Annotated in this window: 13 protein-coding genes; 1 reads left to right on the plus strand and 12 read right to left on the minus strand. The window is 64.4% G+C overall.

Going from position 1 to position 14,409, the window contains the following annotated elements; translation table 11 throughout:
* Window positions 1-146: 146 nt before the first annotated feature.
* From ftsA to ftsW, 9 genes are all read right to left on the minus strand, one after another.
* A complete protein-coding gene (gene ftsA, locus RA20_RS17735; RefSeq protein ID WP_039131779.1) occupies window positions 147-1,481 on the minus strand; it encodes a cell division protein FtsA in 1,335 nt (444 codons plus the stop codon).
* Between the two features lie 2 nt (window positions 1,482-1,483).
* On the minus strand, window positions 1,484-2,377 hold the full coding sequence (locus RA20_RS17740) for a cell division protein FtsQ/DivIB (protein WP_039131781.1): 894 nt from the start codon (window positions 2,375-2,377) through the stop codon (window positions 1,484-1,486).
* Window positions 2,365-3,285, minus strand: coding sequence for a D-alanine--D-alanine ligase (locus tag RA20_RS17745; RefSeq protein WP_082018050.1), 921 nt, complete (start codon window positions 3,283-3,285; stop codon window positions 2,365-2,367). The genes RA20_RS17740 and RA20_RS17745 overlap by 13 nt, the downstream gene beginning before the upstream one ends.
* Before the next feature lie 290 nt (window positions 3,286-3,575).
* Complete coding sequence (gene murB, locus RA20_RS17750; RefSeq protein ID WP_039131787.1) at window positions 3,576-4,517, minus strand: UDP-N-acetylmuramate dehydrogenase; 942 nt, start codon at window positions 4,515-4,517, stop codon at window positions 3,576-3,578.
* The gene (locus RA20_RS25840) at window positions 4,442-4,780 is read right to left on the minus strand and encodes a hypothetical protein (RefSeq protein WP_193748867.1); all 339 of its coding nucleotides are present in this window, start codon (window positions 4,778-4,780) and stop codon (window positions 4,442-4,444) included. Before RA20_RS25840 ends, murB begins: the two co-directional genes overlap by 76 nt.
* Before the next feature lie 207 nt (window positions 4,781-4,987).
* The gene (locus RA20_RS17760) at window positions 4,988-5,236 is read right to left on the minus strand and encodes a DUF2484 family protein (protein WP_039131793.1); all 249 of its coding nucleotides are present in this window, start codon (window positions 5,234-5,236) and stop codon (window positions 4,988-4,990) included.
* Window positions 5,237-5,249: 13 nt separating this feature from the next.
* A complete protein-coding gene (gene murC / locus RA20_RS17765) occupies window positions 5,250-6,647 on the minus strand; it encodes a UDP-N-acetylmuramate--L-alanine ligase (protein WP_039131795.1) in 1,398 nt (465 codons plus the stop codon).
* 5 nt (window positions 6,648-6,652) lie between these two features.
* Window positions 6,653-7,744 (minus strand): UDP-N-acetylglucosamine--N-acetylmuramyl-(pentapeptide) pyrophosphoryl-undecaprenol N-acetylglucosamine transferase, encoded by a 1,092-nt coding sequence (locus RA20_RS17770; RefSeq protein ID WP_039131798.1) that lies wholly within the window; start codon window positions 7,742-7,744, stop codon window positions 6,653-6,655.
* Between the two features lie 25 nt (window positions 7,745-7,769).
* A complete protein-coding gene (ftsW, locus tag RA20_RS17775; RefSeq protein ID WP_039131800.1) occupies window positions 7,770-8,936 on the minus strand; it encodes a putative lipid II flippase FtsW in 1,167 nt (388 codons plus the stop codon).
* A 763-nt stretch (window positions 8,937-9,699) separates the two neighbouring features.
* On the opposite strand from ftsW, the gene RA20_RS17780 reads away from it, so the two are divergent.
* Window positions 9,700-10,881, plus strand: a complete 1,182-nt coding sequence (locus RA20_RS17780; RefSeq protein ID WP_039131851.1) for an NAD(P)/FAD-dependent oxidoreductase — start codon at window positions 9,700-9,702, stop codon at window positions 10,879-10,881.
* A gap of 228 nt (window positions 10,882-11,109) precedes the next feature.
* On the opposite strand, the gene RA20_RS17785 is transcribed toward RA20_RS17780, so the two are convergent.
* The 3 genes from RA20_RS17785 to mraY form a co-directional block, all read right to left on the minus strand.
* Window positions 11,110-11,445: a thiamine-binding protein gene (locus RA20_RS17785; protein WP_039131803.1), complete on the minus strand. Its 336-nt coding sequence runs from the start codon at window positions 11,443-11,445 to the stop codon at window positions 11,110-11,112.
* Between the two features lie 22 nt (window positions 11,446-11,467).
* Entirely contained in the window at window positions 11,468-12,865 is a 1,398-nt protein-coding gene (gene murD / locus RA20_RS17790; RefSeq protein ID WP_039131805.1) for a UDP-N-acetylmuramoyl-L-alanine--D-glutamate ligase, read from the minus strand.
* 457 nt (window positions 12,866-13,322) lie between these two features.
* The gene (gene mraY / locus RA20_RS17795) at window positions 13,323-14,405 is read right to left on the minus strand and encodes a phospho-N-acetylmuramoyl-pentapeptide-transferase (protein ID WP_039131807.1); all 1,083 of its coding nucleotides are present in this window, start codon (window positions 14,403-14,405) and stop codon (window positions 13,323-13,325) included.
* Between the last annotated feature and the right edge of the window lie 4 nt (window positions 14,406-14,409).

Consider the following 14,409-nt stretch of genomic DNA (forward strand, 5'->3'; position numbering starts at 1 on the left):
GCTGCGGAGGAGGTCTTCGAATTGAGTGACGGCCACTGCCCGGCCTTCTGACTCGCCGCGTTTTCGCGGACGTTAAGAACAACCTAACGGGTCATAAGGACGCTGTCACGCCCTCATTCGCCAAGAAGGTTGAATTGATCTGCTGCTTACCAGTTGTCGCGGAACCAGCGCACAGCCCGGCCCAAAGTACCTGCCGGATGACGGCTGGCGGGCATGTCGAAGTCCCACCATTCGTCCTGCGGGTGGGCCGCAAACAGGCACAGCCCGACAGCCGAGGCAAAGCCCGGACCGGTCGCCGATTGCGGCAGGCCGTGGACGCGCAAGGGCCGCCCCAGACGCACCTGCTGGCCCAGAATGCGGCTCGCCAGCCCGTCCAGCCCCATGATCTGGCTGGAGCCGCCGGTCAGCACGATCTGCTGGCTGGGCAGATATTCGAAACCCGCCGCATCCAGCCGCGCCCGCACCTCTTCCAGGATCTCTTCGACGCGCGGCCGCATGATGCCGATCAGCTCCGCCCGGCTGACGGTGCGCCGGTCATGCTCCCAGTCGCCGGTATCGCCACCGATATCGATCATGTCGCGGTCATCAGCTCCGGTGGCATGCACCCCGCCGCAGAAGGTCTTGATCCGCTCTGCATTCGCCAACGGCACCCCCAGCCCCATCGAAATGTCGCTGGTGATGTGATCGCCGCCCAGGCGCACCGCGTCGGCATAGATCATGTGCTTTTTCATGAAGACCGAGATCGAGGTCGAGCCGCCACCCATATCGATACAGGCCGCGCCCAGCTCCTGCTCATCCTCGACCAGCGAGGAAAAGCCCGAGGCATAGGCCGAGGAGGCAATCCCCGCCAGCTCCAGATCGCAGCGCTGAATGCAGCGCACCAGGTTCTGCACCGCGATGGCATCCACTGTCAGCATATGCATGTCGACCGCCAGCGTCTGGCCCATCTGGCCGCGCGGATCGCCCAGCCCCGAGCGGTTGTCGAGCGCAAAGTTCACCGGCTGCGCGTGCAGCACCTCGCGACCTGCGCCGTACTCCGGCACCTCGCAAGAGGCCAGCACCTGCGCCACCTCATTCTCGGAAACCACCTGCCCTTCCAGCTCCAGCTTGGAATCCAGGCCATAGGAACGCGGATTGGCGCCCGAGAAACAGGCGATCACATGATCCACCCGCACCTCGGCCATCTTCTGCGCCGCCTGCACTGCGGTGCGGATTGCCCGCTCGGTCTCCTGCATGGCATTGATCTCGCCAAACTGCACCCCGCGCGACCGCGTGGTGGCAGCGCCGATCACCCGGAAGCCTGACTGCCCGGCCAAGGCGCCGATCGAGCCGTCCTCGCTGAGGCGGCCGGAGCCGTCAAAGCGCAGCACCAGGCAGGCTATCTTGGAGCTGCCCACATCCAGAATGGCGACCACGCCGCGCTGCATCGCCTGGCGGCGCATCTGGCGCATCGCCCTTTGGGATTGATAGAGATCTGTCATTGTTACTGCCCGCCCCCGTTCAGCTGCCGGATCCGCCACCAGTTTTCCACTGAGTTTTCGGTCATGCGGATGGTCGGGCGCCCAGCCAGGCGCATATCCACCGCTGCCACATCGCGTTCCAGCAAATCCTGCACTTCACTCACCGCCAGCACCCGCTCCAGCGCGGGCACCGGATTGTCCGCCGGCAGCATGATCCGCTGCTTGCGGTCCAGCACCACGTCCCAGCGCCGCTCGCCGACCCGGACCAGCCCGCGCAGGCGCGCACCCAGGGGCCGTGCCGCCGCAAACAGGCGCAGCGCCTCAACCGCTTCGCCGTCCGCCCCCGCGCCCGCAATCAGCGGCAAATCCGGGTGCAGGCTGCGGTGGCCCAGCTCAGCCACGTGAATGCCGTTTTCATCCAGCAGCGCCAGCCCCTCGCGGCTGCGCCAGATCAGCGCCGGTTCGCGCTCTTCAACATCCACCTGCAGGATGCCGCCCGGCCGGATCCGCACACTGGCGGACTTCACCGGATCCAGGCCTGTGATCACGTCCCGGATCTGCTGCAGGTCCAGATCAAAGGAGCTGACCGGGAAATCCAGCGGCATCACTTCGCGGATATCCTGCGCCACGCTGGTACCCGCCCCGTCGACCGCCATCACATTGACCATGAACTCGGGCCGCTCTTCGATCGCGGCGCGGGCATCATTGACCAGCCCCCGCAGCGCGTCGCGGCGGGCTTCATCCGCCAGATAGGCGCTTCCGGCCGCAAAGATCAGGCAGAACGGCACGCCGAACCGCAGGCCAAAGCGGATGCCGGGGGTCAGCATCCAGCGCTGCAGCCGGTACTTCAGCCGCGACGGCGCCGGGTCCGCCCGCTCGCTTGGCTCACGGCGGAAACGCCCTTTCAGCGGTTGCATGAAGCATCCTCCACCATCCAGGCGCACAGCTGGCCAAAGGTCATGCCGCAATGGTCTGCCTGCTCCGGCACCAGCGAGGTCGGGGTCATGCCAGGCTGGGTATTGGTCTCAAGAATGATCAGCCCGTTCGCGCCGCGGGCCTCGTCCCAGCGGAAATCCGTGCGGCTGACACCGCGGCAGCCCAGCACGTTATGCGCTGTCAACGCATAGTCCAGGCAGAGGTCGAAGATTTCCCGCGGCAGATCGGCCGGCAGCACATGGCGCGACCCGCCCGGCTTGTACTTGGCGTCGTAGTCATACCAGCCGTCGGTCAGGATATCCGTCACCGTCAGCGCCCGGTCCCCGATCACCGTGGTGGTCAGTTCGCGCCCAGGCGCAAAGGTTTCCACCATCACTTCTGCAGGCATCTCCGGCGCCAGCTGCGGCGGGCCGTTGGCGGCCTCATGCACGATATAAATGCCGACACTGGAGCCTTCGTTATTGGGCTTCACCACATAGGGCGGCGCCATCACATGGCCCGCGCTCACATCATCCTTGGGGAATATCCCGCTTTCGCAGACCGGCAGACCGGCCGCTTTGAACACGTCTTTGGAACGCTGCTTGTCCATCGCCAGGGCTGAGGCCAGCACACCGGAGTGGGTATAAGGGATACCCAGCCATTCCAGCATGCCCTGCACGCAGCCATCTTCGCCCCAGCGCCCGTGCAGAGCGTTGAAGACCACATCCGGCTTGATCTCCTGCAGGCGCGCGCACAGATCCTGGCCCGCATCCACCTCGATAACTTCGAACCCCTCACCGCGCAGAGCGGCCGCACATTCGCGGCCGCTGGACAGCGATACCTCGCGTTCGGCTGACGGTCCGCCCATCAGCACCGCGACTTTCGGGAGTGCCCTGCTCGACTTACTCACCACAAGCGCCTCAATATACGGGGCTTTGCGCCCCTGGTTTTTGGAGCCCCGAACGGACCCGCCTTATGTCTTTGCGCCGGATTGGGTCCGGCTGATTTCTGCGAGGCTTTGCGCCCCTTGCACCGGCATATCATTGCCGCCTCTTCGGCACCCTAACGCCCAAATCATTACCGGGGTGTTAACGATGCCTTTACCACGTTTAACAATTGCCGCCCCCGGATCCTGGCTGGAGCCCATGCCCCGCTCAGGCTGCGGCCTGAGAAGCCTTTGTCAGCGCTGAGGAATTCCAGTTATTCGGGAAGCGGATCACCAATCCGCATGATTTCCCACTCTAGCGTGATGCCGGAATTGGCGTAAACCTTTTTCCGCACCTCCTCGCCCAATCCCTCCAGATCTGCGGCAGTTGCGCCACCGGTGTTGATCAGAAAGTTCGAGTGCTTCTCGCTCATCTGCGCGCCGCCGCGGCGGGCGCCGCGCATGCCGGCATTGTCGATCACCTTCCAGGCCTTGAGGTCATGCACATCATCCGCCCGTCCCGTCGAGGAAAACCCGGCCGGGTTGCGGAAGGTGGAGCCGGCCGACCGGTCGCGGGTCGGCTGGGTCTCGTCGCGCTTCTGCAGCTGCGCCTCCATCCGCGCATGCAGTTCCGCCGGATCGCCGTTGGGTCCGCGCAAAGTGGCCGAAACCAGCACCGCACCGTCGGGAAACGCAGTCTGGCGGTACTTAAAATCCAGTTCTTGGGCGGTGATCTCGCGGACCTCCCCCGCGCGGGTCACGATGGTCGCCGAGACAAACACATCCGCCGTATAGCTGCCGTAGCAGCCCGCATTCATCCGCACCGCGCCGCCGATCGAGCCGGGAATGGTACGCAGGAAGGTCAGGTCGATTCCCGCATCCGCCGCGCGCTTGGCCACATGCGCATCCAGCGCCGCAGCCCCGGCGGTTACCGTATCGCCGTCTGCCTCGATTGCATTGAAGCCGCGGCCCAGCCGCACCACCACGGCGCGCAATCCGCCATCGCGCACGATCAGGTTGGAGCCCACCCCCATCGGGAACACCGGCACCGCCGGATCCAGCGCCCGCAGGAAAGCGGCCAAGTCTTCCGTGTCGGCCGGCTGGAACAGATGATCCGCAGGGCCGCCGACCCGCAGCCAGGTCAGCTCCGCGAGCGGTTTCTGCCCGGTGAGCCGCCCGCGAGCCGCCGGAAGAATAATTTCAGATTGCGCCGCCATCGTCTCTTTCGTCCCAAGTTCCAGCCAATGAACGCGCATAGTCCGTAAACAAGATGGCCGTTGAAATAAAGGGACAACACGACCTGGCGAATGTCGTGCTCATGATTTCTGTGGTAGATGCCAAGCGCCAGCAGGATCAGAACCGCCAGCCAGAACAGCACCAGCGCCTGCGCCAGCCTGAACCGCTGAAACCGGGCCAGGTAATAAAAGCTGATCAGCCACACCAGGCCAAACACCAGCCAAATCAACACGATCGCAAACACAACCTGCCTCCGGCAGAACACTCGGGCTGGAAGCCGGACCGCCATAACCCGGCTGCCGGCAATCAACACAACTCAACACAACACAGACTGGCAGCAGATTTCCGCCAGGCTTCCCCGGAAACTATCACAACAACGGAAACACCCGGTAAACGGGAAGCGGTGTATTTGCTGGAAATCCAGTGAAAATCAGAGCTGACGGGCTGCCGCTCAGCGGCTCAGCCCTCTCTTGATCCAGCGGCCGAGGTAAATCACAGGCCAGCGCAGAACCGACATGCCTGCCAGCAGCACCGCCAGCCCCCACCAGGGGCCGTTCTCATACGTGACATAGCCCAGCAAAGGGATTCCCAGCGCAATCAGCACATAGGCCCGCCGCCAGTGGTTATCCCGGCTGGGGATCATCGCCAGGATATTGGCCGCCAGAGCCCAGACAGCGGCGAGTGTCAGCGAAAGGGTCATGCCCCGGCCCTCCTCAGCCCTGCAGCCGGTCCGGCAGGCCGTTGGCCCAGGTGCTGATGGTGCCGGCGCCGAGGCACACCACCATATCGCCGGGCCGGGCCTGCTCGCGCACAAGGCGCTCCAGGTCGTCCTCGCTCAGGATGGCGCGGGCATGGCGGTGGCCGTGGCGGATCAGACCCGCCACCAGATCGTCGCGGCTGGCGCCTTCAATCGGCTCTTCTCCGGCGGCAAAGACCTCGGCAATGGCCACCACATCCGCCTCATTGAAGCAGGCGCAGAAATCATCGAACAGGCTCGACAGACGCGTGTAGCGGTGCGGCTGATGCACCGCGATCACCCGGCCCTCGCAGGCCTGGCGCGCCGCCTTCAGCACCGCCGCAATCTCTACCGGGTGGTGGCCGTAATCGTCGATGATGGTGACGCCGTCCACCTCGCCAACCTTGGTAAAGCGCCGGTTCACTCCGCCAAAAGCTGCCAGCGCCTCGCGGATCTCGGTACTGTTCATGCCCAGATGCCTCGCAACCGCAACAGCGGAGAGCGCATTCGAGACGTTATGATCGCCCGGCATCGGCAGGGTACAGCCCTCGATCACCCGGTCCTCGGCCTGCAGATGCACATCGAAATGGGCAACGCCCGCCTTATAGGTCAGGTTCACCGCCCGCACATCGGCCTGGGCGTTAAAACCATAGGTGACAACACGGCGGTCCGAGATCCGCCCGATCAGCGCCTGCACCTCGGGATGGTCGGTGCAGCAGACTGCAATGCCGTAGAAGGGAATGTTGGAGACAAACTCCAGGAAGCCGTCGCGCAACGTGTCGAAGTCGCCCCAATGCTCCATATGCTCGGGGTCGATATTGGTCACCACAGCGATGGTCGCAGGCAGCCGGTTGAAGGAGCCGTCGCTTTCATCCGCCTCGACCACCATCCATTCGCCCTGCCCCATCCGCGCGTTGGAGCCGTAGGCGTGAATGATGCCGCCGTTGATAATCGTGGGATCGAAACCGCCCGCCACCATCAGCTCCGCCATCATGGTGGTGGTGGTGGTCTTGCCGTGGGTGCCGGCAATGGCGACGTTGGACTTCAGCCGCATCAGCTCGGCCAGCATATCGGCCCGGCGCACCACCGGCAGGCCGCGCAGGCGCGCCTCGTCCAGCTCAGGGTTGCCCGGTTTGATTGCCGAGGAGATCACCACGACCGCGGCTTCCTCCAGGTTCTCCGCCTTCTGGCCTACAAAGATCCGCGCGCCCAGCTCTTCCAGGCGATTGGTGATCTTCGAGGACTTCAGGTCCGACCCCTGCACCATGTAGCCGAGGTTCAGCAAGACCTCGGCGATGCCTGACATGCCGATGCCTCCGATCCCCACGAAATGGATCGGGCCGACGTCACCAGGCAGTTTGGTTGCAGGGTTCATAACGTTTATCCTTCCTCGGCCAGCTGCTCCACCAGTGCCGCCAGACGTTCGGCAGCATCGGGAACCCCGGCGCTCAAAGCGGCAGCCGACATCTGTGTCGCAGCCTGCGGGTTACTCAGAATCGCGCCCATATGCTCTGCCAGCGCCGGAACATCAAGGGCGCTTTCCGGGATCATCACGGCAGCATTAGCGTCAACCAGCCCGCGGGCGTTGGCGGTTTGATGGTCGCCAGCGGCAGCCGCAAAGGGGATCAGGATCGAGGGCCGCCCGATGACCGAGATGTCAGCCACCGAAGACGCCCCCGAGCGCGAGATCACCAGCTGCGCTTCGGACATGCGCGAAGGCACATCATTGAAAAAGGTCTGCACATCAGCGTTGATCCCATTCTTCGCATAAAAGGCGCTGACCCGTTCCAGATCTTCGCTGCGCGCCTGATGCGACACCCGCAGGTGCTGGCGCATGGCTTCCGGCAGGGCTGCGATCGCACCCGGCACCACATCCGACAGGATGCGCGCGCCCTGGCTGCCGCCCATCACCAAGAGCGACATCGGGTAATCGCCCGGCGGAATATAGCCGGCCCCTGCCCGCTCCATCACCGCACCGCGCACCGGGTTGCCCACATGCTCATGCGGCACCCCGTCCGGCAGCACGGTCGGCCAGGTGCCGCAGGCAACGCCCGCAACCCGCTTGGCAAAGATCTGATTGACCCGGCCCAGAACGCCGTTCTGCTCATGGATCATCCGCGGCAGCTTCAGCAGCGTTGCCGCCCCCAGCGCCGGGATCGACGGGTAGCCGCCGAAGCCGATGACCGCATTCGGCCGCTCGCGCCGCATCTGCATCATCATCGACAGAACGCCGCCGGCAATCTTCGGCCCCACCAACGCCTTGGCCAGCAGGCCGCCGCGGGCAAAGGTGGCCGATGACACCTCGGAAATCTCAACCGCCTCCGGAAAGGCGCCGGTGTAGCGCGCCCCGCGCGCATCCGTTGACAGCTTCACCCGCCAGCCGCGGGCCAGCATCGTCTCCGCCAGCGACTGCGCCGGAAACATGTGGCCGCCGGTCCCGCCAGCCGCCATCAAGAGCAGTTTCTGTGCCATCCCAGGGGGTCTCTTTCCAGATCTCTCAGCGGCCGCGGCCGTTCAGGTAGTCGGCAATCCCGCCCTGCGGACGGGTCCGGGTAAAGGCCAGCAGCATACCCACCGCAATGCCGGTGGCAATCAGCGAGGATCCGCCGTAGCTCACAAACGGCAGCGTCATGCCCTTGGCAGGCAGCAGGCGCACCGCAACGCCCATGTTGATCATCGCCTGCACGCCGAACATGCACACCAGGCCGGTGCCCGCCAGACGGATAAAGGTATCGCGCTCGCGCATCAGCCGGAACAGCGAGCGCACCACGATCGAGGCGTAAAGCGCGATCAGGACCACCACCAGCACCAGCCCGTATTCTTCAGCCGCGACGGCCACGATGAAATCGGTATGGGCATCAGGCAGCGACCATTTCACCTGGCCTTCGCCAACGCCAACCCCGAACAAGCCGCCCTCGCGGATCGCATTGGTGGCGTAGCCCAGCTGGGTGGTCGGATCGACATCCGGGTTCAGGAAGCCGTCGATGCGGCGGGCAAAGTGCTCGGAGCTGTTATAGGCAAAGATGCCCCCCATCACGACCACGCCCGCCATGCAGACCAAGAGCAGCATCGGCGCTCCGGCGACAAAATACATCACTCCCCAGCCGAACAGGATCAGGCTGGCCTGGCCGAAATCCGGCTGCAAAACCAGCATCATGACCACAGCCAGGCACAGGCCGAAGGACATCAGCGTGCCCGGCGGGCCGTTGATCTGCTGGCTGGCGGCAATCATCCAGGCCGCCACCACAATGAAGCCCGGCTTCAGGAATTCCGAGGGCTGCAGCGAGGCAAAGCCAAGCGAATACCAGCGCACCGCGCCCTTGCCGAAATCGGTTCCGAAGATCGGCAGAAACGCCAAGGCGACAAAGGCCACGGCAAAGCCCAGCACCGCCAGCCGCCGCACCAGCGTGGGCGACATCACCGAGGTGATCAGCATCGCCGCCAGCGCCGTCAGGCCAAAGACCGCCTGCCGCTGCACATAGTGGAAATTGCCGAACCCGTTCCTCTCTGCCAGCGGCACCGAGGCCGCCAGCCCCAGCAGCAAACCGATCACGAACAGCATCAGGATGCAGGACATCGTCCACTTATCCAGCGTCCGCCACCATTTGGGGAGAATCGGTTCACCTGCCTGCACGGGAACCGCGCCATAGACCATCTCAGTCATGGGAATACCGCCACTATATGCCTCGCTCCGCCCCGTTTTCGGGGTCTCAAGGAAACTGTAACGAATCGTGAGCGATGGCGCCAGAAAAAGAACACAGTTCGGCGGAAAACCACCGCCGGGACCGCAGGCCGTCTTGACAGGCAGGAAGCTGCCGCCGGAGCGCTGCCGCCGGCAGTCCCGCGCCAGCTGCGGCATGCACAGCGAACCGCCTTGGCCGCCGGAGTGCCCCGCCCCAGGCACCCGGATGATCGCGAATGTGACCGGATCTTGCGGCTGCTAGGTGCAGAATGCAGGCTTTGCCAATCATCGCGTTGGACGACGGCTAACGGAGCATTGCTCCCGTTGAAGTTTTAAGACTAGGAACTTATTGCTACCTTATGATTGTACGACAATGTTGGGTTTGCGAACAGCGGATTGAACGAAGCGACATACAGGCCGTTCTCGTTTCCATCTGCAATCTTTGGCAGTGTTTAGACGGCGCTGACCAGCAAATGTATCGAGAAATTTTTCTTTGCTCCACATGCGCACAAGAACGGCTTACTGGCTCAATGGACTTGGAATTGAAAGAGATGAGCGAGCCTTGGAAAGAATAGGCTTGCTTACGTAGAATTGGGCTCGACGCACACATTCGCCGCAACTCGCTCAACCAAACACTTCCCCTGCTCAGGTCCAGGCGCATCCCAAGCCCTTCCATCGCCCCCCATTAACCGGCCCGCACCCCCGCCCCCTTGCGCCGACGCCGCTTCCGTGGTCGATGCGCGCCATGCAGGTAAACACTCTGATTCTCGGCGCCGGTGCGGCCGGCATGATGTGCGCGCGTTATTCGGGCGGCAGCACTTTGGTGATCGACCACGCCAAGGCGCCGGGCGAGAAGATCCGCATCTCCGGCGGCGGCCGCTGCAACTTCACCAACATGTATGCCGAGGCCAAGAACTACCTGTCGGCCAATCCGCATTTCTGCAAGTCGGCGCTGGCCCGCTACACCCAATGGGATTTCATCGATCTGGTCAGCCGCCACGGCATCGCCTGGCACGAGAAAACCCTGGGCCAGCTGTTCTGCGACGGCTCCTCGAAACAGATCATCACCCTGCTGGCGGAGGAGATGCGCCAGGCCGGGGCTGATCTCTGGCTGCAAACCGCCGTCGAAACCGTGGAAACGACCCCGGCGGGCTACCGGGTCAAGCTCCTGCGCGAGGGCAAAGCGCACACCGTCACCTGCCGCAACCTGGTGCTGGCCACCGGCGGCAAGTCGATCCCCAAGATGGGCGCCACCGGCCTTGCCTATGATCTCGCCCGCCAGTTCGGGCTGGCGGTGACAGAGACCCGCGCGGGCCTCGTGCCCTTCACCTTCCCGGACGGCCGCTTCAAACCGCTCGCCGGCACCGCTTTGCCTGCGCGCCTCAGCAACGCACGCACCTCATTCGACGAGGCGCTGCTGTTCACCCACCGCGGCCTCTCGGGGCCATCAGTTCTGCAGCTTTCCTCCTACTGGCACGAGGGTGAAGAGATCACGGTGAACCTGATCCCGGAAACACCTCTATTCACTCTTCTTCGCGAGCAGCGCCAGGCCGAGGGCCGCCGCGACCTGACAACCGAGCTCTCCCGCCATCTGCCCGGCAAGCTGGTGGATTTCCTGAAGCCGCAGCTGGATCTCAAGGGCCGTCTGGCCGACCAGTCCGATGCCGCGCTGCAGGCCCTTTGCGATGCCTTGCAGAACTGGCACCTGCTGCCCGCCGGCACCGAGGGTTACCGCACCGCCGAAGTCACGCTTGGCGGCATCGATACCGATGGCCTCTCCTCCAAAACCATGGAAGCCAAAGCCGCCCCGGGCCTCTATGCCATCGGCGAGGCGGTGGATGTCACCGGCTGGCTTGGCGGCTACAACTTCCAATGGGCCTGGTCCTCCGGTTTTGCGGCCGGCACCGCCATCGCCGCAACCATCTGAGCCTTTTCCGGAACTTTCCGCTTCGGAGCCGCCTTCGCCTGAGCAGAGACGGCCGGGGATGGCGGGCGGGGTCAAGGGAAATCGCGGAGGCTCCGCCAAAGGCGGATACCGCTGTTTCCCTTGAGCGCGCGCGGCAGCTCTGGCAGGCACAGATCATGCGATGGGGGATCAGAGGCGGATTTTCCGCTTGGGTGAGTCTGGAAGCTCCTCCCTGCTCAGCCCGTCCGCTCAGTCCTCGATGAACACCTTGTTGTTCGGCGTCACCCCGCGGGTATAGGTGCAGAATGTGTCATGCGCCTCAGGCGTGGTGGTGTGGATCTTGATATTGGTGATCACCTCCACCGCGCCAGCATCCAAACAGGCTTTCTCGGCCCGCTTCACGATCTCCAGCAGCTGGTCCAGCTCGCCCTTCATGGTGGTTTCCATCGCACCAACCTGAAACGGCACGCCGGCGTCCTTCACCACGGCAATCGCCTGGTCGACCACCTCAAAGTTGTTGCCTTCCCGCAGCCGCGGAATGACCTGGAAGGCCAGCATCACGGTGTTCCTGGTTTCTGTGCTCATCGTCTCACCCCGCTCCGCCGGCCTATCCCAGCCGGGCCTTCACTTCCGCCGCAAAGTCATCGCCGCGCTGTTCGAAATTGTCATACTGGTCAAAGCTCGCCGCCGCAGGCGCCAGCAGCACGGTGTCGCCTGCCTGCGCTTCATCCATGGCCCGCTCAACCGCCGCCGCCATGGTGGTGCAGACCTCTGCCTCCACATCCAGCTGCAGCGCAAATCCCGCCGCCTCGCGGCCGATCACATAGGCTTTCACCACATTGCCGGTCTGCCCCTGCAGCGCATCAAGCCCGCCGTCCTTTTCCAGCCCGCCGCAGATCCAGCGGATGTTTTTGAATGCCCCCAGCGCTTTCACTGCACTGTCCAGATTGGTGGCCTTGCTGTCATTCACGTAACGCACACCGTCCGCCTCAGCGATGGTCTGGCTGCGGTGCGGCAGGCCGGGGAAGGTGGCCATCGCCTCGCCGATCAGCCGCGGCGCCAGCCCCAGGGAGCGCGCCGCCGCATAAGCCGCACAGGCGTTCTGATGATTGTGCGCTCCCGGCAAACCCATCATGTCCCGCAGGTCGATCGACGCTGCCTGCCGCCCCTTGCGGTACTCGCTCAGAAACCCTTTGCGGGCAAAGACCTGCCAGCCCGGCCCGGTCAGCTTGCGCGCGGCGGAAATCCGGATCACCCGGTCATCGCCCAACCCTTCCGATAGCTGACCAGCCAGAAACAGCCCCTCGTCTTCGTCGATGCCAATGACTGCCCGGTCCGGCCCGCCTTCGGCAAACAGACGCCGCTTTGCCGCGAAATAGCCGCCCATGCCGCCGTGCCGGTCCAGGTGATCGGGCGAGAGGTTGGTGAAGACCGCCACATCCGGGGTCAAAGCACGGGCCAGTTCGGTCTGATAGCTCGACAGCTCCAGCACCACCACGCCGCCGTCGCCCGGCGGATCGATATCCAGCACGCCGCGGCCGATATTGCCCGCCAGCTGGCTCTCGCGCCCGGCCTCCTGCAGGATGTGATGCAGCAGCGCCACCGTGGTCGACTTGCCGTTGGAGCCGGTCACCGCCACCACCCGTGGCGGCTGGTCGTGCATCTGCCACTCGGCATCGGCAAAGGAGCGGAAAAAGAGGCCAATATCATTGTCCACCGGCACGCCCGCGTCCATCGCGGCCCGGATCACCGGATTGGGCTTGGGATAGAGATGCGGAATGCCGGGCGAAGTAATCAGCGCCGCCACGCCTTCAAACGCCCCCTGCTTATGCAGGTCGCGGCAGGCGAAGCCTTCCGCCTCCGCCGCCTCCCGCGCCGCCGGATTGTCATCCCAGCACAGCGCCTCAGCGCCGCCTTCGCGAAGGCTGCGCGCCGTCGCCAGCCCCGAACGCCCCAACCCCAGCACGGCGACCTTTGCGCCTTGATATCCTTTGACCGGGATCATCGCCTGCCCTCATCTTCAAAAACCAGTTCCGGCGGCACTTTGCACAGGAGCCGCCCCGCCTTCAAGCGCCCGCCCGCACGGGCCGCATGGCCCGTGCCGCGCCCAACAATTGGCAGGCAGGCGCAGCCTGCCGAAATTGGCGGGAGCGCATCCGTTGCCAGACTTGCGCACGCTGCCCTCACCCGGGCTTCACGACTCTGCGCTAACCTCTGCCCGTTGCAACACGACGACCAGGAGACCGGCCCCCAAAGACCACCTCTTCATCGGGTGCAGGGCGGGTCCGCACAAGGCCGATAGACGGGCATGGCCCTGGCACGGGCCATCCGGTGCTCCGCCCCTCGGCGGCGCCGCCTTCCTCATACGAAACAGCCGCGCTCAGGTTTCCCCGGCGCGGCTTGAGAAATCGGAGAGCTGATGACCCGCCCCGCAAAGCTGCAGGGCGGCCAAAAAGCGTGGCTCAGCGCACTTTCAGGGTCGCCAGGCCAATCATCGCCAGGATCAGCGAGATGATCCAGAAGCGGATCACGATGGTGGGCTCCGCCCAGCCCTTCTTCTCGTAATGATGATGGATCGGCGCCATCAGGAAGACCCGCTTGCCGGTGCGCTTGAAGTATAGGACCTGAATGATCACCGACAGCGCCTCCACCACGAACAGCCCGCCGACAATCGCCAGCACCAGCTCGTGCTTGGTGGCCACCGCAATGGCCCCCAGCGCGCCGCCCAAAGCCAGCGAGCCGGTGTCGCCCATGAATACGGCCGCCGGCGGCGCGTTGTACCACAGAAACCCGAGGCCTGCGCCGAACAGCGCCGCGGTGAAGATCAGGATCTCGCCTGTGCCGGGCACGTAATGCACATCCAGGTATTCGGTGAAGTCGACCCGCCCCACCGCATAGGCAATGACGCCCAGGGTGCCGGCCGCAATCATCGAGGGCATGATCGCCAGACCGTCCAAGCCGTCGGTCAGGTTCACCGCATTGGCGGCTCCGACGATGACGCAGATCGAAAACGGCACGTAGAACAGGCCCAGATTGATCAGCGTGTCCTTGAACACCGGCAGCGCCAGCTGGTTCTGCAGCGGCTCCGGATGATAGGCCGCAGCCCAAAGCGACGCAGTAATCGCAATCAGCACCCCCAGCAGCAGCCGCACCTTGCCCGGCACGCCCTTGGTGTTCTGCTTGGAGACCTTGGCATAGTCATCGGCAAAGCCGATGAGGCCGTAGGCCATGGTCACAAACAGCACCAGCCAGACAAAGGGGTTATCCCAGCGCGCCCACAGCAGCGTCGCGGTCAGCAGGGCACCAACAATCAGCAGCCCGCCCATGGTCGGCGTGCCCGCCTTGGAGAAATGCCCCTCCGGCCCGTCGTCGCGGATCGGCTGGCCCTTGCCCTGGCGGCGGCGCAGCACGTTGATCAGCGGCTTGCCGAACAGAAAGCCGAAGATCAGCGCGGTCATGAAGGCGCCGCCTGCGCGGAAGGTGATATAGCGGAAGAGGTTGAAAACATCCCCTCCGTCCGACAAAGCGGTCAGCCAATAGAGCATTGTG

The organism is Leisingera sp. ANG-Vp, assembly GCF_000813725.1.
In the GTDB taxonomy this organism is placed as follows: domain Bacteria; phylum Pseudomonadota; class Alphaproteobacteria; order Rhodobacterales; family Rhodobacteraceae; genus Leisingera.